Source organism: Ornithinibacillus liuyingii (genome assembly GCF_055550225.1).
Genome location: NZ_JBPWOS010000008.1, coordinates 81,349 through 100,085 on the forward strand (window position 1 = coordinate 81,349; position 18,737 = coordinate 100,085).

An 18,737-nucleotide genomic window follows, 5' to 3' on the forward strand; every position below is an offset into this window, starting at 1 on the left:
CGGGTCATGAAATTACAAGACAAGAATGAAACATCCACACAACATAATCATTTGAGCGATACCATTCAACCAGAACAAGAAGACATAAAAGCCATATCACCATGGAAGGATTCCTTACGTCAGCTGCGTAAAAATCATTTCGCAATAGCCGGTATGATCATTATTCTATTTTTCATTTTAATTGCTCTCTTTGCTCCTTTGATTACATCCTATCCATACGATAAGATTAATCCAGTTAACCGCCTACAACCGCCATCTGGTGAGCATTGGTTTGGTACTGATGATGTTGGGAGAGATATTTTTACTAGAATCGCTTATGGGGCACGGATATCCCTACAGGTTGGATTTTTCGCTGTTACAGGCGCTCTTCTTTTCGGTACGTTGCTTGGCGTTATTGCTGGGTATTATGGAAGATGGATTGACATGATCATTTCACGTATGTTTGATATTTTACTAGCCTTTCCTAGTATTCTCCTTGCCATTGCAATTGTAGCAATCTTAGGGGCATCACTACAAAATGCATTAATCGCTATTGCTATTGTTAATATCCCGATATTTGGTAGACTAATACGATCTAAAGTAATTAGTTTACGAGAAGAAGAATTTATTATGGCAGCAAGGGCCCAAGGGATGAAGAATGGAAGAATTATTTTTCATCACATACTACCAAATAGTGTTGCCCCGATAATCGTTCAAGCAACATTAAGCTTTGGTACCGCTATTTTAGAAGCAGCAGCACTTGGGTTCCTAGGGCTTGGCGCTCAGCCACCTGATCCAGAATGGGGAGCAATGCTAGCAAGCTCTCGTGACTTTATCCAATTAGCACCATGGACATTAATTTTCCCAGGTGTATCGATTATGTTAGTCGTATTAGGATTTAACCTTGTTGGAGATGGGTTAAGGGATGCACTTGATCCGAAGATGAAGAATTAGGAATTCATATAAAAGGGATTAGCTCCTTATATTGGGAGCTAATCCCTTTTATCCTAGCTAGTTATAAACATCTTGCGGAAGTTTATGATATCCCTTCTTACCAGCAAAATCATCAGTTTGAAGAATTTGTCTTTACCGCTGATAATCGTTTTTTAGCTGTTCTGATCTCAGGTGTAATGAGCCGATTTTTTTTTGCCTTTGCTAGACCAAATAATGGCATATTACCATACACCGATTCATAGCTTCCTTTTGGAACGGAATAGGTTTCATGATAGATACCGACCGCATCATTATCCCCGACCTTCTGATTAAATTCTCTCCAGGCAGCTAAATGTTTAGCACCCCTAGCATAGGCTAGTAAATCATCTGTTGACCGCCAATAGGAAATCATAATAGTTGTACGCAATCCATAGAAGCTTTCCATGGAAAGAAAGCCTAATTCGTCTTTATTCTCATATAACTCCCTGATCATGCCAGGCATAGCTTTAAACACAGGAAACCATTTACGAAATGCCCATCGTTTATTAATCCTCATTCCAATAATAAATACGACGACATCCTCATTATTTTCTGTTGTGTATCTACCCGGATATACTTTCTGCCCCATAATACTCCCCCTTAACTTAATTTATTTATTGTATCCTTACACCACATAATTTCAGCGGCCGTTATTTGCTTACCGTAATCTAGCGTAAACAGCCAATATTGTGCATCCGCCTTCTCTATAGAATGAATCTGAATTAATTCCTCTATTCCCTCATATGTGTGAAGTCGTTCTTGTAGAATTTCTTGATAATGCACTAAATACTCGATAGTAGTTTCCTTAGGTTGATGTCGACTAAAGAATAGCTTTAGGAGTACTTCATTCTTTGCCACTGGGATATTTTCTAATGGTGAGGAGAGCCATTGACGAAGTTCCTTCTCCCCTGCTTCGGTAAGTAAGTACTCTTTTATATCTGGTTTTCCATCCTGAGGTATATCTTGTACAGTTGCTAGCCCCTCCTCCACTATTTGCTTCAGCGTTGGATAAATTTGTCCGTAGCTTATTTTCCAAAAGTGATTCAAGCTCGTATCCATCATTTGCTTCATTTGATAACCTGTTCTACAGCCTGTTGTTAGTAAGCCTAATATTGCATATTTTGTATGATTTGTTTTCGCCATATTAACACCTATCTTCTTGATATATATCTTTATGATATATAATTTATCGTAATTTGCGAAAATTGGCAATAGGTTTTTTTATTTTTTTCATTAAATTCTCATCACTTCCGTTTACTTTTCACGCAATTGATTGTATATTACTTAGGGACACGAAATACCAGGAGAGGCGACATAACAATGGCGATATTCCTTAAAGAATGGTCTGAACAGCTAAAGACCTACAACCAAAATATTAAACTAGCAATATGGGCCAACATCTTCTCCCAAATCGGGATGGGTATGTTTATGGTCATTTATAATATTTATATCCAAGAGCTTGGACTTAGCCATGATGTTAATGGTCAAGTCATTGCATTAACTGCTCTAGCCACGGCTATTATTCTTGTTCCAGCTGGGATAATGAGTGATAAGCTAGGTAGAAAGCGAGTTATGGCATTTGGCGTGCTACTTACCGGACTAATTCTTATTTTACGTAGTTTAGTAGAACTGCAATCACTTCTATTAATAACAGGGTTTGCTACCGGGGTCTTCACAGCGTTCCTTCAGGTTTCTTCGATTCCCTGGCTCGCAGAGAACTCGAACCCAAAGCAACGTGTTCATCTCTTTAGTCTGCACGCTGCTATTATGACGGCGGCTAATGTCGTTGGCAGTTTACTTGGTGGTACGTTAACGGACTTCTTTTCACTGTTTACCAGTGATTTAAGTGCTATTCGTTTTACATTAATGATTGGGAGTATCTTTTATTTAGTAGCATTCTTCCCCATTATTAAAATGGTTGAGAAGCCGAAACCTAAAGTGGAGAAAGTTGATAGAGTACCATTTAGAGAGTTTTTAAAGGTAAATAAAACTGGTTTTAAGGTCATTGCTTTATTTGCAGTAGCACAGCTATTAATCGGGTTTGGTAGTGGGCTTGTCATTCCCTATTTAAACCTATATTTCGCTGACCGGTTTGCTGCATCTAATTCCATGATTGGACTAATCATTTCATTAGGTCAGGCCGCTACAGCGGTTGCCATGTTTATTGGTCCAGTTGTAGTAAAGAAGGTTGGAGAAGTTCGGGCCGTTGTTTATTTACAGCTTTCCTCTCTTCCGTTTCTATTGTTAACAGCCTATACGGAAAATCTACTCTTAGCTAGCCTTGGATTCTTATTCAGGCAGGCACTTATGAATGCTGGTAACCCGATTCAGTCATCACTTATGATGTCTAAAGTCGATGATTCTGTGAAGGGATTAGCGAACTCGATTAACCAAATGGTATTTCAACTTGGTTGGGCGTTTATGGGACCGGTATCTACTTCGATAGTGATGATGTACGGCTCCTATTGGGGGTATGCACATATCTTTACGATAACGGCAGGATTGTATCTAATTGGATCGGTTTACTTCTTTGTTGTATTTCGTCGATTGAAATCTACAGAAGAAGAATAGTTTGAGGAATAACGAAGAGAGATTGCCCTCAGTTATGGGCGATCTCCCTTATAGTCTAATCGTTATTTCTTCCTTACCTGATTGTCGTAATTCTACTATTGTTTCGCCTCGGTAATTTTGTGCTTCTTTGATTACTTGTTTGAGAAGTGGTTTGATCAATTGTTTATGAATAGGAGTCAATGTTGTGGAATGATTGTCATAGGAGTTATTGGTTCGTCTTATAATCCTTTTCCAAACCATATTCGTACAAATTATGTTGGTTCCAAGATGTAATACAAAGTAGGGTACTGGAATGGTAAATCCTCTATTCTTACTCGTTCTTATCGTTACTTTAATCATTCTCTTACTCTACGAATATAGCGACTTTATCGCCATCTCCTGATACGATATCGACGATTTGACCTTCTACTTCTTGATCAATTGCTTCTAAAATAAGATTAATATCTATATCCTTTACATATTTCTCTGCCTCTGGAATATTAGCTGCTATGCCGTGGCCAGCCTTCAATACTGCCTGACATAGTCTTATTGGCAAGTTAACATTAACGATATCACTTTCATTGGATTGAATTCTAACCTTTAACGTTTTATTGAGATAATTGGAAGACTTCCCTTTCTCTTCTTTATCCTTTAATACAGCTATTAACTCACCCGCTTTATCTGCATCAATCTTTCCTTCTTCCATCATCTTCAATATTTTTGAAATTTCTTCCTTCACTTTATTCTCCTCCTTATTCTTTTAACATTTTAATTGCTTCGTCAGGTGTAATTTCCCCTTTTTCCAGCATACCAAGAATTGCACGTTCATCTAGGACGGTCTTTTGTCTAGTTTCATATCCTAATGCTTGAATAATATCACTTAATTTTCCTCTAACAGTTGGATATGAAATTCCTAGCTCCTTTTCAACTTCTTTAATATTCCCTCTCGCAACAATAAAGGTTTCAATAAAGTCTAGCTGTTCCTTGGATAAAAGGTTAAATTTGGAAAGTGAAAAGTCATTTTCAATTGTCGTATTACAGTGGTTACATTGAAGTTTCGTTACGGTTAATGTATTGCTACAAACTGGACATTGCGTAATTAATGGATGTGTCATGATAATCCCTTTCCTTATTTTGATATTATTATATACAATTCCAGCATTTTTGTAAACATGAAATGGATTATTTTAAGATTATTTATCATTTTGATTAATATTTTTAATCCGTTAGTTAATAATTTTAATTTACAATTCGCACACGCCTAACCATCGGGTAATTGATTCCTATGTCTAAAGAACTATAAATTCACATGAATTTAACATTGGCTTTACACTACGTTGGTATAATTTACTATATACTAGAATGCTAATGTGGAGGTTTTACATTGAACAGCTCTGATAAGAATAAAAGCCGAAACAAACGGGAAAGAAGCCTACGAAGTCGTATCCTAGATATTCATTATTCTTTTAACCCTCACAGTCGTTGCAGTAGGTGTAAGTGCGTACACGATTTCGCGTAATACCACAATGGAAGCAATTGAAAATAGACTCGTACGTGAAGCCGAATTAATGGAGTATCTGGTGGACAATTTAAAATTTGTCTATCCTAGTGACGATCAATATGATTACTTCATGCAGCAGGTTAACATCAGTGTACGTGACCAGCAAACAAAGCTAACCAATGATGAAATCGTCTCCGATTATTTTTATACGATAGATGATGAACTCATTCCATTTAAAGTTAGTGATAACACCCTTCCGCCGATATCCGATTCCTTGCTAGAAACCATACTAAATGCAGAGGATGGTATCCTACATACTTCAATTGACGGACAGGACTTCACATTAAGTATTAAAGCGATTAGTAACCTTGAGGGAAAATATGTATTAGTCGTACCGACCGCTACCTATATGAAGCCAGTTAACCAACTCGCTATCATTATGATTAGTATTATTCTTATCGGTATTCTAATATCCTCATTCGTCATTACTATTTTTACCAATAAGATATCAAAGCCACTTTCCATCTTAAGAGAAAAAATGAAGAAAGTGAGAAATGGTGATTTACGAGAGGATTCCACTGAAATAAATACGAGCATCCCAGAAATATCCTCTTTAGATAAAAGCTACAATGCTATGATTAATCATATGCGTTCCATGCTCCATCAAATTAAAGATACAACCACTAACCTTGAACAAACTGGTACAGAGTTACAGCAATCGTCCGAAAATACACTTGCATCTAGTCAAGATTTAATCGATGCCATACAGACCGTAAAAGTAGGAGCAGAGCAAACCGCAAGTAGCTCAGAGGGGAGTTCTGAGTCCTTTAAAATTATGAAGGATAAAATTGAACAAATGATTGAAAGCATGGGAGAAATCTTTTCCAGTGCAAATCAAATGAATCACTCCGCACAACATGGTGAAAAGAATATGACAGAGTTAATTAACACGGTCAATACATTTAAGCAAGAGTTCGAACACTTAACTAAGACAATCCAACATGTCCAATCCTATTCAAAGTCCATTAATAAGCTAGTTGGGCTGATTCAAGGCATTGCAGAACAAACTAAATTACTATCTTTAAATGCGTCCATTGAGGCTGCCCGCGCAGGAGATGCTGGTAAAGGCTTCGCTGTAGTCGCAAATGAAGTGGGCAAACTCGCTGAACAATCGTCAAATGCTGCCGAACAGATCACCGAATCCATTTCTAACATGGAGCAGGTCACCGAGACCGCGACAAATGAATTTGAAAATATGTTAGTCAAGACAACCAATACACTAATCAAGTCTAACGAAGCCAAGTTTTCGATAGATGAAATGATGCAAGAAATATTTGAAGTAAGTACAGAGCTTCAAGGTGTTCAAGGGGAATTAAAGGAACTAGAGCAGCTATTACCGTCATTAGAAAAAGAAACATTTGGCTTCCTATCGGTGTCACAAGAGACACTGGCAAGCGCAGAAGAAATGCTTGCAAGTAGTGAAGGTCAAATAAAGCAGATGGAACATACACATGAGGTCGGATTAAAGCTTACCGACATATCGAAATCACTGACAGAAAGCACGAAGCAATTTACTATACAGTAGTGGGTAGTTAACTCTATCATAATCTTGATGAACTAAACTGCGGAATACATAATAAGAGGTTTTATCATGTATTCCGCATTATTTTTATGAAAAGACATTATCCTAAACGATTTACGACCTGAGGCTTTTACTTTATAAATATTAGAATGCATACAAAAAGACCGGCACTTTGGCCGGTCTTTTCTATATTCATCAAAGGGGGAAGATGAAATTCATTATATAGTTTATCCAAAACGTCCAGAAATATAATCTTCTGTGCGATTATCTTTTGGTTTTGTAAAAATAGTATCTGTTTCGTCCATCTCTACTACTTCTCCATTTAAGAAAAAGGCAGTACGATCAGAAATACGGGCTGCTTGTTGCATATTATGCGTTACGATGATAATGGAGTAATCCTTTTTCAGCTCTTGAACAAGGTCCTCAATCTTTAATGTAGACTTTGGATCTAGCGCTGAGGTAGGCTCATCCATTAGGATAACATCTGGTTCGATTGCTAGTGTACGAGCTATACATAAACGTTGTTGCTGCCCACCGGAAAGTCCGTAAGCATTTTCCTTTAATCGATCCTTCACTTCATCCCAAATATAAGCACCACGAAGACTTTTCTCCACGATTTCATCTAGAATCTTTTTATTACGGATTCCATGAATTCTTGGACCATAGGCAATATTATCATAGATTGATTTTGGAAATGGATTTGGTTTTTGGAATACCATACCAACATGAGTTCTTAAATCTTCTACTTTGAATGACTTATCTAGAATACTTCTACCTTTGTAATTGATTTCACCAGTTGTGCGGACGGTTGGAACTAATTCCACCATACGATTTAATGTTTTTAAATAGGTCGATTTACCACAGCCAGATGGACCAATAATGGCTGTTACCTCTTTTTCATTAATAGTAAGATTAATATCTTTTAAAGCATGTGTCTCACCATACCAAAGGTTTAACTCCTTTGTGTCAAACACAACATTTTTATTCGCAAGACTAGGAGATACCGCAACGGTTTCACTATTATTTAACATACTACTATTCTCCTTAACTGTTAAAAGACTCAAGACTATATCCTCCTTAACTTAGAAACGTTGTTGGAACTTATTTCGGATAAAGATTGCTGCCGAATTCAATACAAACAATAGCAGTAATAAAACGACTATAGTTGCTGCTGCTAAGTTTGCATATTCTGCTACCAAGGATGAATCTAATGTCCAATAGTAAATTTGCATTGGAAGTGCTGTGAACTTATCAAAGATTCCTCCTGGGAACGGTAAAATCAATGCAGGTATTCCAATTACAGTAAGTGGAGCGGTCTCTCCAATTGCACGGGAAAGCGCTAATATCGCACCCGTTAATATTCCAGGTAAGGCCGCTGGTAAGATTACATTCTTGATAGTTTGCCATTTGGTTGCACCCATTCCATATGATGCTTCACTTAAATAGCCTGGAACTGCACGAATTGCTTCTTGTGCTGCCACAATGACAATCGGTAAGATTAATAAAGATAGCGTTAATCCACCAGCTAACACGATATTACCCATCTCCATTGCACGTACAAAAATAGTTAATCCTAAGATTCCATAAACGATTGACGGTACACCGGCAAGGTTGGCAATATTTGTTTGAATGATAGATTGAAAGCGTCCTTTTCTTGCATATAGCTCCAAGTAAATAGCTGTTCCAATTCCTAAAATCAAGGTAACTGGTGCCACCACAGCCATCATCCAAACAGTACCAAGAATAGCTCCCATAATTCCTGCACGTTCTGCGTCTGTTGATAATTTACCCGTTAAAAAGTCCCAATCTATCCAACCAACACTATCCACTACCACACGATATATTAAGATTGCTAATACCAATAGTCCAAAGAGTGTTGCTAATAGGAAAAGGCCTTTCAATAAATTATTCTTCAGGATTCTTGGACCCATTCGCTTTGATACTTTATCTGCATCCATATATTTCATCTTAATATTCCTCCCTAAACTTACGAGAGACGTATCTTGCAAGTAAATTCATAATGAGTGTAAAGACAAATAGTGTCATTGCTACTGCATAAAGGCTGTAGTAAACGGTAGTACCTGCAGCGGCTTCTCCACCAGAAACCTCCACTATATATGCCGTCATCGTCTGCATAGATTGGGTAATATCAAAGGTGAAGTTTTTCGAACTACCACTGGCGATTGTAACAATCATTGTCTCGCCAATAGCACGTGAAATACCAAGTACAAATGATGCAATAATTCCTGACAGTGCTGCTGGCATAACGACCTTAAATGTCGTTTCTAACTTTGTTGCCCCAAGTCCTAAGGCACCTTCGCGGATGGAATTAGGAACAGATGACATAGCATCTTCAGACAAAGAAGCAATCATCGGAATAATCATGATTCCCATTACAATACCTGGGCTTAATATATTTGTAGCCCCTACTTCCGGCCAAATGGAGCGGATTAGTGGTGTTACAAATGTGAAGGCAAAAAATCCGTATACAATGGTAGGAATCCCTGCTAGTATTTCTAGCATTGGCTTTAATACTCTTCTTACACGATCAGAGGCATATTCACTTAAATATATAGCAGCCATTAATCCGATAGGTCCTGCCACTAGCATGGCAATTAAGGAAGAAATAATAGTCCCATTAATAAGTGGTAACACACCAAATTCCGGATTTTGACTAATCGGTTTTAACACCGTTCCAGTAAAGAATTCCCAGATTGGAACCAACTTAAAAAATTCAATCGTCTCAGAGAGCAGTGTCAATACAATCCCAACCGTAGTCAAAACAGTAATAATCGCAAACAGGAATAACAGTATCGGAATAGCTCTTTCTGTTACTGCCGATAAGCTCTTGGACTGCTTGTTTTGCTCTATCATACGTTTTACATCTATCGCATCATCGCGCTTAAGCTTACTGTTTGCTGCCATCTCTTTGCAGCTCTCCTTCCAAATCTAAAAGTCACAATAAGATGAGAGCATATGGTGCCCTCATCTTATGGTATATATTTACAAGTTATCTAGATTAGTTAATATTCAATTATTGTAATTCTTTCAGCTGATCAACAAGCGCTTGTGCTTCCTCATCAGGAATTGGTGCAAATCCAGTTTTACCAGCTAATCTATTGTTGTTTTCCATTACATAGATAGCATAGTCTAGAACTTGTGCCTTTTCTTTAGCATTGTTAACGTTCAAATATGTGAATACTGGACGAGTGTAATCTGCATAGTCACCATCTTCTGCAATTGTATCTAGAGATGGAGCTACAGGGCCATCACCAAAATCAATTGACACAGCATTTAAATTATCTTTATTGCTGTCGTAGTAACCAAAGCCGAAGAATCCAATAGCATTTACATCTTCAGAAACTAGCGTTACTAGAGTTGAATATTCTTGTTGAAGATTAATATCACTTGCTAAATCTTGTTCTTCAAGGATTGTTTCATAGAAGAACTCATAAGTTCCGTGGTTTTCGTTCGGACCATATGTTTGAATTTTTTCATTTGGCCAGTCCGGATTTACATCAGACCAATTTACATACTCACCAGTAAAGATTGAAATTACTTGGTCAGGTGTTAATTCAGTAGCAAAGTCGTTTTCTGGGTTAACTACGATTGTTAAGCCATCAAGAGCAACTTTCATTTCTAATACTTCAATACCTAACTCTTCTGCTTTTGCTTTTTCTTCATCTTTAATGTAGCGAGATGCATCGTTAAAATCTGTACCATTCTCTTGTAAGAATTTTTCAAATCCTGCACTTGTTCCCGCACGGCTTACTTCAACAGAAACATTTGGTTGTTCGTTTGTCATATATTCAAGAGCAATTTCTGACATTAACGGATAAACTGTACCAGATCCGTCAATTACTACACTACCTTCTAACTCGTTTGAACCTTCATCGCCTTCTGATTCAGTATCAGTTCCGTTATCTGCGTTTTCTGCAGGTGTTTCTTCAGAACCTTTGTCGTCGTCAGAATTGTCTTCATCATTGTTATTCCCACAAGCTACTAGCATTACTGCTAATGCAGCCACAAATAGGAACATCAAGTACTTTTTGAATTTCATCTAAATTGTCCTCCCCAAAGTGCAATTTATATTTATTTAAGGGTTATCCCCTCTCACAGACTTAAGTATAAGAGACAAATATTAAGTGGATATGTTGTAAATGTAAATCGTTTGTAAATTCCTATCACTTAGAAATAGATTAAATTTTAAGTCTATTTTCCTATTTTTTAGTATTGCACCTTTTATTCAGTAGACAGCTATGAAAATATCATGCTAAACTTTTAAGTAAGGGAGAAAAGAGGGGAATAAAGATGAATCTGTGGATGAGAAAAATAGCCGTCGCATTAATCGCAATCGTAACATTTGGATTATATACGCCTACTTATTTAATTGCGGACGAAGACAATAATGAAGTTGTTCGTCCAAAAGAGAATGATGGCAGTGCCATTCCTACTGAGATTCGCACGGAAATTGAAGAAGAAACAGATGTCATTAGCTCCTTAACGGAAAAGGCTAAAGAACAAAGTTTTGTAAAATTTGGACCTAAAATTTCCCAAAAAGTAGAAGATGAATTCACGCAGATCATTTTACCTAAGATGGAACTAGCATTAGAGACTATTCTTGCAAATGAAGATGCATCCTATCTTTCCATTACAGAACAGCCATCACAAGGCTATGGAGAAAGAATTTTTAATGTATACAATGAATTAACTAAGGAAGATGTCGCGAAATTCCACGTAAGACGTGACAACAGACCACAAGATGGGTACTGGTTTAACTTCCACTACCACTTAAAAGATGATAATTTTGAAGCACATCATCTATTAGGTGAAATATATTGGGATAAAAACACTCCACCAAAGTGGATGTCATAAGGTAAAACCTCCTAGATGTAGGAGGTTTTTTATTTTACATCTTATAGCAACTCATACAAATTAGTCAGTTGTACATCCATCTCGTTCTGTGGATCATCAAGTGGAAATATTCGTGCTGTATTATTTTCATTGACCTGCTGAATATACACCTGTTGGCCGTTATACCACACACGCTTCATATCTGGTGATTGTGCAATATCAGCTGCTCTCATCCGGTGCATCTTAATCCACCTCCAGTATAATTGGACCAGATTCGTATAGTCCCGCCAGATCAACCTCTTGCTCATGATGAAGCGCATCAAGTGGAAAAACTTTCGCTTTATCATGATTCACTTCCTGAATATAAACGGGAATGCCATGATAATTCACATTTACAAATACATCAGATTGAATAATTTTTTCTGCTCGCTCATTATCCAACTGCCTCTCCTCCTATAGCTCCTTTGTCATTTATTTTTAACGTTTAAAACATGTACTATTCGAAGATTTATTGGGTTGATTTGATACATTTTTCCAGTTCCGTATATACCGAAAAATTATATAAAGCTTTGGAGCCACTTTCTCTTGATCTATATCAGAGTTAACACGTATTTACATGAAAGAATCAGCACATAATAAATAGACGAGCGCTATTCCCAAAATAGAAATCCGCTCGTCCGAAATGATGATAGATAATAATTCCATTGCTACTAAATTAAGCGACCATTAATGACTACTATATACTCTTTTACGCTAAAACGGCCAATTGCTTTTCATCAATAGCTTCTTCATAACCTTTTAATAGTGCTTCAAATATACTATCCCACGTTTGCGTTAATGCATACTCTCTGCCATTCAAACCCATTTCTCTTCGTTTTTTCCTGTCTAGTAACAGCTCTGTAATAGCCTTAGCAAATCCCTCTATATCTTTTTCTTCACATAACATGCCTGTTCTCTGATGCTTGACAATCGTCCGAACACCACCCGCATTAGCCACAATTGCTGGCGTCCCACTAGCTATCGCTTCTAGCACAACATTACCAAATGTTTCAGTTGGTGAAGGAAAAACAAACAAATCACTGGCAGCATAAACATGAGCAAGCACCTGACCAGATAAAAATCCGGTAAACGTCATCTTCTCAGGGGACTTTTTTCTTAATTCCTCTTGGTTCGGGCCATCACCTACTACTAGCCAGTGCACATCCTCTCTTACTCGTTCAGGTAATGAATTATGTATTTCCGGAAGAAGCATAACATCCTTCTCTGGTGCAATCCTACCGACATATAAAAGGACATGCTTCTCTTTAATACCATATTTCCTTCGCATAGCTTCCCGGTCAAAATTAGGATGAAATGTAGAACAATCAATGCCTCTTGCCCAAATATCTAAATTCATAAAGCCGTGTTTTTTTAGGTTTTCCATCGTATCAACAGATGGTACATAAATTTTACGCATTGGTCGATGAAACCAGCGCATATAACGCCATAAAACCTTCGTTAAAAACTGCAAATCGTAATATTCCAGGTACTTATCAAAATCAGTATGATAGGATCCCACTAGAGGGATATTTAACTTTTTGGCGTAATGTAAGCCACATAACCCAACATTAAAAGGTGTGGCAACATGAATAATATCGGGTTTGAATTGGATAAGTTCTTCACGCACATGAAGCATATTCGGGAACGCAAATCGACATTCAGGATAAAGAAAAAGCGGGAGGCTTTTAAATCGATAAATATCACTAGAATACATACTTTGACTCGCACTTTTGGGGGCAAACACCTTATATTCCAGCCCTTTGTCACTTAAAAAGTCAGTAAACCGTTTTAATGTCTTTGCCACACCGTTCACATCTGGTGCAAAAGTATCCGTAAAAATTGCGATTTTCATGCTTATCCTCCCCATTTCTATAAAGTAGTTATACTCGTTACCAACAAGTTAAAACAGATCACTCCGGAACTTATGCCAAGTAAACTTCCTACTAGGACATCAGAAGGGTAATGTAAACCAAGGTATACACGTGATATAGCTACTAGAAAAGCTATTGGAATTAAAGCTATAGAAAAGAGCGGAAACAGTAGAATAAATGGAGTTATAATAGAAAATATTGCTGTTGTATGGCCTGATGGAAATGAACAGTCTGTTAAAGGATTTTCCAACACACGACTATTTTGAAGAACTAAATAAGGCCTTTTACGTGGACACAGCTTTTTCACAAGCGCAACCGGAATGTGACTAATTGTTAATGATAAAGCACTAGCAATAGCCGTCATTTGTTCAACACCTGATGTAAATAAGATCAGTAACAATACGGTTAAAATTGTGAACGTTGCACCACCCATATGGGTTATTTTACGAAATATAGTATTAAGACGCTTATAATCGAAGTACTGATTGATATAATGAAATGATTTACAATCTAATGCATACATTTGGGAAAAGTATTTCACCACCAATAACCCACCTTCAGAATTAATAAGTAATATAAACTAAGATTGCAGAAAGAGAAACAAATACCTTGATAAGTAACTTCATCGTCTCACTCCCATCAATTGAGTAACTTCACCTCAAGTGTAAAGTAGTAAGATTAAGTAATTGCTAACTAAAAATGAATTTTCCGTAAATTTTAACCCGGTGCTATACATGGTTCAGCTTCAAATTTTGAACAAACGGAACGCAAATAAAAACTAGCCAGTATCTCTACTAGCTAGTTATTAAGTCATTATTGTTCACTTGAAAACGTCTCTTTAACAACAATTGTTTGGGTGATTCGTGTTTTCTTGTGTTCTTTAAAGTCTGCTTCCTCGACGAGCCCTAGTTTAATCGCGGAGTCAAGCTTATCCGTATCAGGTACCTTTGTTTCTATAATAAATTCTTGTAAATTCAGCTCTTCTAACTTCTCAATCGTACCATTATCGTCATAACTGGTTGCCGTTCTAATTTGACGCTGCAATTTATAATTCCCTCGCTGTATCTCACCTTTTGTTTGTTTTCCATAGGATGCATCAAGTACGCCATGAAACTTTTTCTTTAAGCCATTCATCTCGTTTTCAATCTCTTTTTTCTTCTGGTTAAGATCATAATATCGTTTCATATCCTCTTCCGTAATCGTTAGTACCTCTTCCATCTTATAACCCCCTAACATAGACTTTTATTCATTTCTATGTCACGAAAGAGCGTATCATTCCAAATAGGACGAGCTTTTTATGCATATTTAGAGGGTCGTCAGAATATGAATGGTGGATAAATATATGGAGGTGTACCGATTTGGGGCCAAAAATAATTAAGAAAAAATCATTTCAACTGATTGGATATTGCCTACCAACTCAACTTAGCGACGAAGAGGAAAGAAAAGCAATTCAACATACCGTCTCACGCCTTCAATCTATTTCCGACAAAATACCAAATAAAGTACGTGATGATGTATACGTCATTCATATTTATCCTTTGATGGAGCAGTTTAATCCTTTTCTAAATAAGGAACGCCTCATCATAGGGTATGAGGTTCAGCATATGGATGAGGCGCCAGATGATACAACGCTTTACACCATGGAAGAAAATATGTATGTTAATTGTAAGCATACAGGTACGAAAACAGATGTTTATAAAACGTATGATTTCCTCTACAATAATTGGCTACAGCAGAATCGATTCATTCCATTAGGATATGATATGGAAGTTTGGAAAGGTCAAAATGATTCCAATGTTGATATTTGTGTAGCAATCAATAAAATTTCCTAGATTCATCATGCATAGTTAACCTCCACCTCCTTTGGAAATACTTATAAGTATACTTTAGACCTAGGATAAGCCTATCCATTATTTCATATATATTTAAAAATGAACAAAGGAGTGGGGAAATGAATCAAACAAAGCTTTGTAAGCGAATACTTCTAAGTTTTTTAGTAGTATGCATGGTAAGTACTCTCTTTGTAATACAAAATCAAACACCATCAGCTAATAATGAGACTACCGAAGAAGTATCTTTACCAGATAAACTAAATCAGATTTTGAGTAATCCAGCATTAGATGGAACGACAACAGGGGTAAGCATTCGAAATGCAGATTCAGGAGAACTATTATTTTCTTACTACGGAGATCACCGCTTACACCCTGCATCTAATATGAAAATTCTTACCACCATTGCCGCACTAGAAACCCTTGGACCAGATTATCGATTTACAACAGAAGTATTAACAGACGGATCTATTAAAGGAGCCGTACTTCAAGGGAATCTTTACTTAAAGGGAAAAGGGGACCCTACCTTACTCAAACAGGATTTAGATCAATTTGCTGCTGATTTAAAAGCGAGAGGAATCAAGAATATTAAGGGCAACCTAATCGGAGATGACACTTGGTATGATGATGTAAGGCTATCTCAAGATCTGAACTGGTCTGATGAACCTTTCTATACAGGTGCACAAATATCAGCTCTGACATTATCTCCTAACGAAGATTATGATGCATCGACCGTAATTGTAGAGGTCTATCCTGCTGAAGATGTAGATGGAAAGCCCTTCGTAAAACTAACACCCCATACAGACTACGTCAACATCATCAACAATGCGAAAACGGTAAGTTCAGATCATAGTAGAGCTATCTCCATCGAACGAGAACACGGAACCAATAACATTGTCATTAATGGCGTCATTCCGATTGATGGATCCATGGCTAGGTCCTGGGTATCGGTTTGGGAGCCTACCGGTTATGCAGTCGATGTTTTCAAGAAAGCATTAGAAGAGAACGGGATTTCGTTCGTCGGGAATGCTCAAACGACAACTGGAACAACACCAGAGAATGCTACATTGCTTACATCAAAAGAGTCGATGACTTTAGAAGACTTACTAATTCCCTTTATGAAGCTAAGTAATAACGGCCATGGTGAAACCTTGACGAAGGAAATGGGTAAAGTAGTTCATAATGAAGGTAGTTGGGATAAAGGGCTTTCTGTCATGGAAGAGGTATTAATACAATATGGCGTTAACCCTGATACTATCCTTTTACGTGATGGGTCCGGTATGTCCCATAAAAACTTAATCCCTGCAAACGAGCTATCCCAATTACTTTATGCAGTGCAAGAGGAAGATTGGTATACATCCTTTGAACGGTCATTACCTGTTGCTGGTAATTCAGAACGATTCGTTGGTGGTACACTTCGTTATCGGATGACCGATGGACCAGCAACGAACAATGTCAAAGCAAAGACAGGTTCCTTAACAGGAGTGTCTAGTTTATCTGGCTATGTCACAGCGAAAGACGGCCAGAAATTAATATTCTCGATTATGGTAAATAACTATTTAGGTTCCTCCAGTACTATAACAGCCATTGAGGATGCCATCGCAACCGAATTAGCAAATCACGAATAGGAATACCAAGCTACATATTATAGACTTCACTAAGTCTAATATGTAGCTTTTTTGTTCCTTTTTGGCCAATTTACTAAATTTAACAGTACCACTGTCGATATTAAAAGTAAGGGTATAGACATAGACAAAGATAGAGACAGAGACATACTAAACCGGGGGCGTAATTAGATGAAAAAAGGGATAACGAGACAACTTGGAGTAATTATTATAGGCGTATTTTTGATTTCCCTCATTATTACTTCTATATCAAACTATTGGGTAACCTATCAACATACGTATGAAGCTGCAGGAATTGAAGCAATTGGGTGTGCAAATATCACCACAGGTCTAATTAACACGAATGATGTGGAAGATATTCTGAATGGAAATAGTAATAAAGAAATCGATTTACAAGATTCCATCAATTGGACAGTCGATCATAAACATATTTTCGAAAACCAATATATTATTTCACTAGATGGAACCATTTTAGTCGCTGATAAACATTTTGAGAAACAAGGATTCCATGCTGGGGATAGCTTTTATCTAGATGAACAAGTAGTACAAACCATACTAGACACGAAACAACCAGCATATTCTGAAATCTATCAAGCGGGAGGAATGAAACGATTAACCGGCTATGCACCAATCTTTAAAGACCATGACCCGAATAAAGAAATTATTGCCTTGAATGCTATTGATTTCAATGCGAGTATTGTTTCGGAGCGTACGTTAGACTCTGTAAAATCTAGTATTTTACTTGGTCTTATTCCATTGTTGATTGCGTGCATTTTCACGATTTTTATTATCGGTAGAAAAACAAAGCCGATCACTTCACTAATCGAATATGCTAAACAGATAGCTGCAGGTGATTTAACCGTTGAAAAGCTACGGGTGAAAAATAAAGATGAGATTGGGCTTTTAGCTGAAACATTGAACCAAATGGCTGACGACCTAAGACAAGTGATTATGGAATTTAATACTAGTGCAAAACATGTTGCGACTTCCGCTAAATCACTGGTAGGACATGTTGAACAAACAAATGAAGCTTCAGAAGAAATTGCAGCTACAATGGAAGAATTATCAGCTGGTGTCGATACACAAGTACAGACTATCGAAGAAACATCCGGCACCATCCAAGAAATGTCTAGTGGTATACAGCAAATCGCTACAAGCGCACATAATGTTTCTAATACTGCCCAAGAAGCTACAGAAAATGCAACTAGAGGGCAAGAGTCTATCTCTGTAGCCATTAAACAAATGAATGAAATTAAGCATACTGTAAATGGATTGTCTGAAGTTATTAAAGGTCTAGGAGAGCGCTCCAAGGAAATAAACCACATTATCGAGGTTATTACTGATATTGCCGAGCAAACAAATCTATTATCCTTAAATGCATCCATAGAGGCAGCAAGAGCTGGTGAACATGGACAAGGTTTTGCAGTTGTTGCAAATGAAGTGAAGAAATTAGCAGAGCAATCAGCCGACTCTTCATTACAGATCTCTCAATTAATTAATACGATACAAGTAGAGACGAGTACAGCCGTTAACACGATGAAAATGGCTTCTAATGAAGTGGAAACTGGTATAGGCGTTGTTACAGATGTAGGAAATTCATTCGAGCAAATGAACAGCTACATTCAAGACGTTAGCACAAAAATTCAGGATGTATCCCAAGCTGTACAACAAATGACAATTGGTGCTCAAGAAATGGTTGATTCCATGAACCATATTACGGAGATTTCAGAAGCAGCAGCAGTAAATTCCCAAGAGGTATCCGCAAAAACGGAAGAGCAAGTGGATCTGATGAAACAAGTCAATCAATCGATAGCTAATCTTTCCGATATTGCAGATGACTCCCAAATGACGATTAATAAATTTAAGATTTAATTTAGAGGTTGGGATATAGTATAAACACTTTATCCCCAACCTCTTTAACTGTAATTATAATTA

At 37.2% G+C, this 18,737-nt stretch carries 21 protein-coding genes; 7 read left to right on the forward strand and 14 right to left on the reverse strand.

Going from position 1 to position 18,737, the window contains the following annotated elements:
* Positions 1-6 precede the first annotated feature (6 nt).
* Positions 7-933 (forward strand): ABC transporter permease, encoded by a 927-nt coding sequence (locus ACSKT4_RS12150; RefSeq protein WP_186868120.1) that lies wholly within the window; start codon positions 7-9, stop codon positions 931-933.
* A 112-nt stretch (positions 934-1,045) separates the two neighbouring features.
* Here the strand turns inward: ACSKT4_RS12150 and ACSKT4_RS12155 are convergent, their stop codons facing one another.
* Complete coding sequence (locus ACSKT4_RS12155) at positions 1,046-1,540, reverse strand: DUF4188 domain-containing protein (protein WP_186868119.1); 495 nt, start codon at positions 1,538-1,540, stop codon at positions 1,046-1,048.
* Between the two features lie 11 nt (positions 1,541-1,551).
* A complete protein-coding gene (locus tag ACSKT4_RS12160) occupies positions 1,552-2,094 on the reverse strand; it encodes a PadR family transcriptional regulator (protein ID WP_186868118.1) in 543 nt (180 codons plus the stop codon).
* 177 nt (positions 2,095-2,271) lie between these two features.
* On the opposite strand from ACSKT4_RS12160, the gene ACSKT4_RS12165 reads away from it, so the two are divergent.
* Positions 2,272-3,522 (forward strand): MFS transporter, encoded by a 1,251-nt coding sequence (locus tag ACSKT4_RS12165; protein WP_186868117.1) that lies wholly within the window; start codon positions 2,272-2,274, stop codon positions 3,520-3,522.
* Positions 3,523-3,570: 48 nt separating this feature from the next.
* Here ACSKT4_RS12165 and ACSKT4_RS12170 read toward each other — a convergent pair whose 3' ends face one another.
* The 3 genes from ACSKT4_RS12170 to ACSKT4_RS12180 are packed head-to-tail and all read right to left on the reverse strand — an operon-like array spanning position 3,571 to position 4,616.
* Positions 3,571-3,861, reverse strand: coding sequence for a hypothetical protein (locus ACSKT4_RS12170; protein WP_186868116.1), 291 nt, complete (start codon positions 3,859-3,861; stop codon positions 3,571-3,573).
* A 4-nt stretch (positions 3,862-3,865) separates the two neighbouring features.
* Positions 3,866-4,240 carry an SHOCT-like domain-containing protein gene (locus ACSKT4_RS12175; protein WP_186868115.1) on the reverse strand — a complete coding sequence of 125 codons (375 nt, stop codon included), beginning with the start codon at positions 4,238-4,240 and terminating at the stop codon, positions 3,866-3,868.
* A 13-nt stretch (positions 4,241-4,253) separates the two neighbouring features.
* Positions 4,254-4,616 (reverse strand): DUF2089 domain-containing protein, encoded by a 363-nt coding sequence (locus ACSKT4_RS12180; RefSeq protein WP_186868114.1) that lies wholly within the window; start codon positions 4,614-4,616, stop codon positions 4,254-4,256.
* A 411-nt stretch (positions 4,617-5,027) separates the two neighbouring features.
* Here ACSKT4_RS12180 and ACSKT4_RS12185 point away from each other — a divergent pair, with 411 nt between their 5' ends.
* On the forward strand, positions 5,028-6,587 hold the full coding sequence (locus ACSKT4_RS12185) for a methyl-accepting chemotaxis protein (protein WP_255488045.1): 1,560 nt from the start codon (positions 5,028-5,030) through the stop codon (positions 6,585-6,587).
* 224 nt (positions 6,588-6,811) lie between these two features.
* On the opposite strand, the gene pstB is transcribed toward ACSKT4_RS12185, so the two are convergent.
* From pstB to ACSKT4_RS12205, 4 genes are all read right to left on the reverse strand, one after another.
* A complete protein-coding gene (gene pstB / locus ACSKT4_RS12190) occupies positions 6,812-7,615 on the reverse strand; it encodes a phosphate ABC transporter ATP-binding protein PstB (protein WP_255488060.1) in 804 nt (267 codons plus the stop codon).
* Between the two features lie 51 nt (positions 7,616-7,666).
* Entirely contained in the window at positions 7,667-8,551 is an 885-nt protein-coding gene (gene pstA, locus ACSKT4_RS12195; RefSeq protein ID WP_186868112.1) for a phosphate ABC transporter permease PstA, read from the reverse strand.
* 1 nt (position 8,552) lies between these two features.
* Positions 8,553-9,509, reverse strand: a complete 957-nt coding sequence (gene pstC, locus ACSKT4_RS12200) for a phosphate ABC transporter permease subunit PstC (RefSeq protein ID WP_186868111.1) — start codon at positions 9,507-9,509, stop codon at positions 8,553-8,555.
* A 109-nt stretch (positions 9,510-9,618) separates the two neighbouring features.
* Positions 9,619-10,644 carry a PstS family phosphate ABC transporter substrate-binding protein gene (locus tag ACSKT4_RS12205; protein ID WP_186868110.1) on the reverse strand — a complete coding sequence of 342 codons (1,026 nt, stop codon included), beginning with the start codon at positions 10,642-10,644 and terminating at the stop codon, positions 9,619-9,621.
* A gap of 251 nt (positions 10,645-10,895) precedes the next feature.
* On the opposite strand from ACSKT4_RS12205, the gene ACSKT4_RS12210 reads away from it, so the two are divergent.
* On the forward strand, positions 10,896-11,459 hold the full coding sequence (locus ACSKT4_RS12210; protein WP_186868109.1) for a YpjP family protein: 564 nt from the start codon (positions 10,896-10,898) through the stop codon (positions 11,457-11,459).
* 41 nt (positions 11,460-11,500) lie between these two features.
* Here ACSKT4_RS12210 and ACSKT4_RS12215 read toward each other — a convergent pair whose 3' ends face one another.
* The 5 genes from ACSKT4_RS12215 to ACSKT4_RS12235 form a co-directional block, all read right to left on the reverse strand.
* Complete coding sequence (locus tag ACSKT4_RS12215; RefSeq protein WP_186868108.1) at positions 11,501-11,680, reverse strand: H-type small acid-soluble spore protein; 180 nt, start codon at positions 11,678-11,680, stop codon at positions 11,501-11,503.
* Position 11,681: 1 nt separating this feature from the next.
* The gene (locus ACSKT4_RS12220) at positions 11,682-11,879 is read right to left on the reverse strand and encodes a small, acid-soluble spore protein, H family (protein ID WP_186868107.1); all 198 of its coding nucleotides are present in this window, start codon (positions 11,877-11,879) and stop codon (positions 11,682-11,684) included.
* A gap of 307 nt (positions 11,880-12,186) precedes the next feature.
* On the reverse strand, positions 12,187-13,329 hold the full coding sequence (locus ACSKT4_RS12225; protein WP_186868106.1) for a glycosyltransferase family 4 protein: 1,143 nt from the start codon (positions 13,327-13,329) through the stop codon (positions 12,187-12,189).
* Positions 13,330-13,346: 17 nt separating this feature from the next.
* Positions 13,347-13,895, reverse strand: a complete 549-nt coding sequence (locus ACSKT4_RS12230; RefSeq protein WP_425516466.1) for a phosphatase PAP2 family protein — start codon at positions 13,893-13,895, stop codon at positions 13,347-13,349.
* A gap of 266 nt (positions 13,896-14,161) precedes the next feature.
* Positions 14,162-14,566, reverse strand: a complete 405-nt coding sequence (locus ACSKT4_RS12235) for a hypothetical protein (RefSeq protein ID WP_186868105.1) — start codon at positions 14,564-14,566, stop codon at positions 14,162-14,164.
* Between the two features lie 140 nt (positions 14,567-14,706).
* Here ACSKT4_RS12235 and ACSKT4_RS12240 point away from each other — a divergent pair, with 140 nt between their 5' ends.
* The 3 genes from ACSKT4_RS12240 to ACSKT4_RS12250 all read left to right on the forward strand — a co-directional run bounded on the left by ACSKT4_RS12240 (position 14,707) and on the right by ACSKT4_RS12250 (position 18,674).
* On the forward strand, positions 14,707-15,180 hold the full coding sequence (locus ACSKT4_RS12240) for a GyrI-like domain-containing protein (RefSeq protein WP_186868104.1): 474 nt from the start codon (positions 14,707-14,709) through the stop codon (positions 15,178-15,180).
* A 119-nt stretch (positions 15,181-15,299) separates the two neighbouring features.
* The gene (dacB, locus tag ACSKT4_RS12245) at positions 15,300-16,805 is read left to right on the forward strand and encodes a D-alanyl-D-alanine carboxypeptidase/D-alanyl-D-alanine endopeptidase (protein ID WP_186868103.1); all 1,506 of its coding nucleotides are present in this window, start codon (positions 15,300-15,302) and stop codon (positions 16,803-16,805) included.
* A gap of 168 nt (positions 16,806-16,973) precedes the next feature.
* Positions 16,974-18,674: a methyl-accepting chemotaxis protein gene (locus tag ACSKT4_RS12250; RefSeq protein ID WP_186868102.1), complete on the forward strand. Its 1,701-nt coding sequence runs from the start codon at positions 16,974-16,976 to the stop codon at positions 18,672-18,674.
* Positions 18,675-18,737: the final 63 nt, after the last annotated feature.

Bases quoted from the DNA above. Each gene is read 5' to 3' on its own strand.
- ACSKT4_RS12150 (WP_186868120.1), top strand. From the start codon at position 7: ATGAAATTACAAGACAAGAATGAAACATCCACACAACATAATCATTTG.
- ACSKT4_RS12155 (WP_186868119.1), bottom strand. From the start codon at position 1,540: ATGGGGCAGAAAGTATATCCGGGTAGATACACAACAGAAAATAATGAG.
- ACSKT4_RS12160 (WP_186868118.1), bottom strand. From the start codon at position 2,094: ATGGCGAAAACAAATCATACAAAATATGCAATATTAGGCTTACTAACA.
- ACSKT4_RS12165 (WP_186868117.1), top strand. From the start codon at position 2,272: ATGGCGATATTCCTTAAAGAATGGTCTGAACAGCTAAAGACCTACAAC.
- ACSKT4_RS12170 (WP_186868116.1), bottom strand. From the start codon at position 3,861: ATGATTAAAGTAACGATAAGAACGAGTAAGAATAGAGGATTTACCATT.
- ACSKT4_RS12180 (WP_186868114.1), bottom strand. From the start codon at position 4,616: ATGACACATCCATTAATTACGCAATGTCCAGTTTGTAGCAATACATTA.
- ACSKT4_RS12185 (WP_255488045.1), top strand. From the start codon at position 5,028: ATGGAAGCAATTGAAAATAGACTCGTACGTGAAGCCGAATTAATGGAG.
- pstB (WP_255488060.1), bottom strand. From the start codon at position 7,615: ATGTTAAATAATAGTGAAACCGTTGCGGTATCTCCTAGTCTTGCGAAT.
- pstA (WP_186868112.1), bottom strand. From the start codon at position 8,551: ATGAAATATATGGATGCAGATAAAGTATCAAAGCGAATGGGTCCAAGA.
- pstC (WP_186868111.1), bottom strand. From the start codon at position 9,509: ATGGCAGCAAACAGTAAGCTTAAGCGCGATGATGCGATAGATGTAAAA.
- ACSKT4_RS12205 (WP_186868110.1), bottom strand. From the start codon at position 10,644: ATGAAATTCAAAAAGTACTTGATGTTCCTATTTGTGGCTGCATTAGCA.
- ACSKT4_RS12210 (WP_186868109.1), top strand. From the start codon at position 10,896: ATGAATCTGTGGATGAGAAAAATAGCCGTCGCATTAATCGCAATCGTA.
- ACSKT4_RS12215 (WP_186868108.1), bottom strand. From the start codon at position 11,680: ATGCACCGGATGAGAGCAGCTGATATTGCACAATCACCAGATATGAAG.
- ACSKT4_RS12225 (WP_186868106.1), bottom strand. From the start codon at position 13,329: ATGAAAATCGCAATTTTTACGGATACTTTTGCACCAGATGTGAACGGT.
- ACSKT4_RS12235 (WP_186868105.1), bottom strand. From the start codon at position 14,566: ATGGAAGAGGTACTAACGATTACGGAAGAGGATATGAAACGATATTAT.
- dacB (WP_186868103.1), top strand. From the start codon at position 15,300: ATGAATCAAACAAAGCTTTGTAAGCGAATACTTCTAAGTTTTTTAGTA.
- ACSKT4_RS12250 (WP_186868102.1), top strand. From the start codon at position 16,974: ATGAAAAAAGGGATAACGAGACAACTTGGAGTAATTATTATAGGCGTA.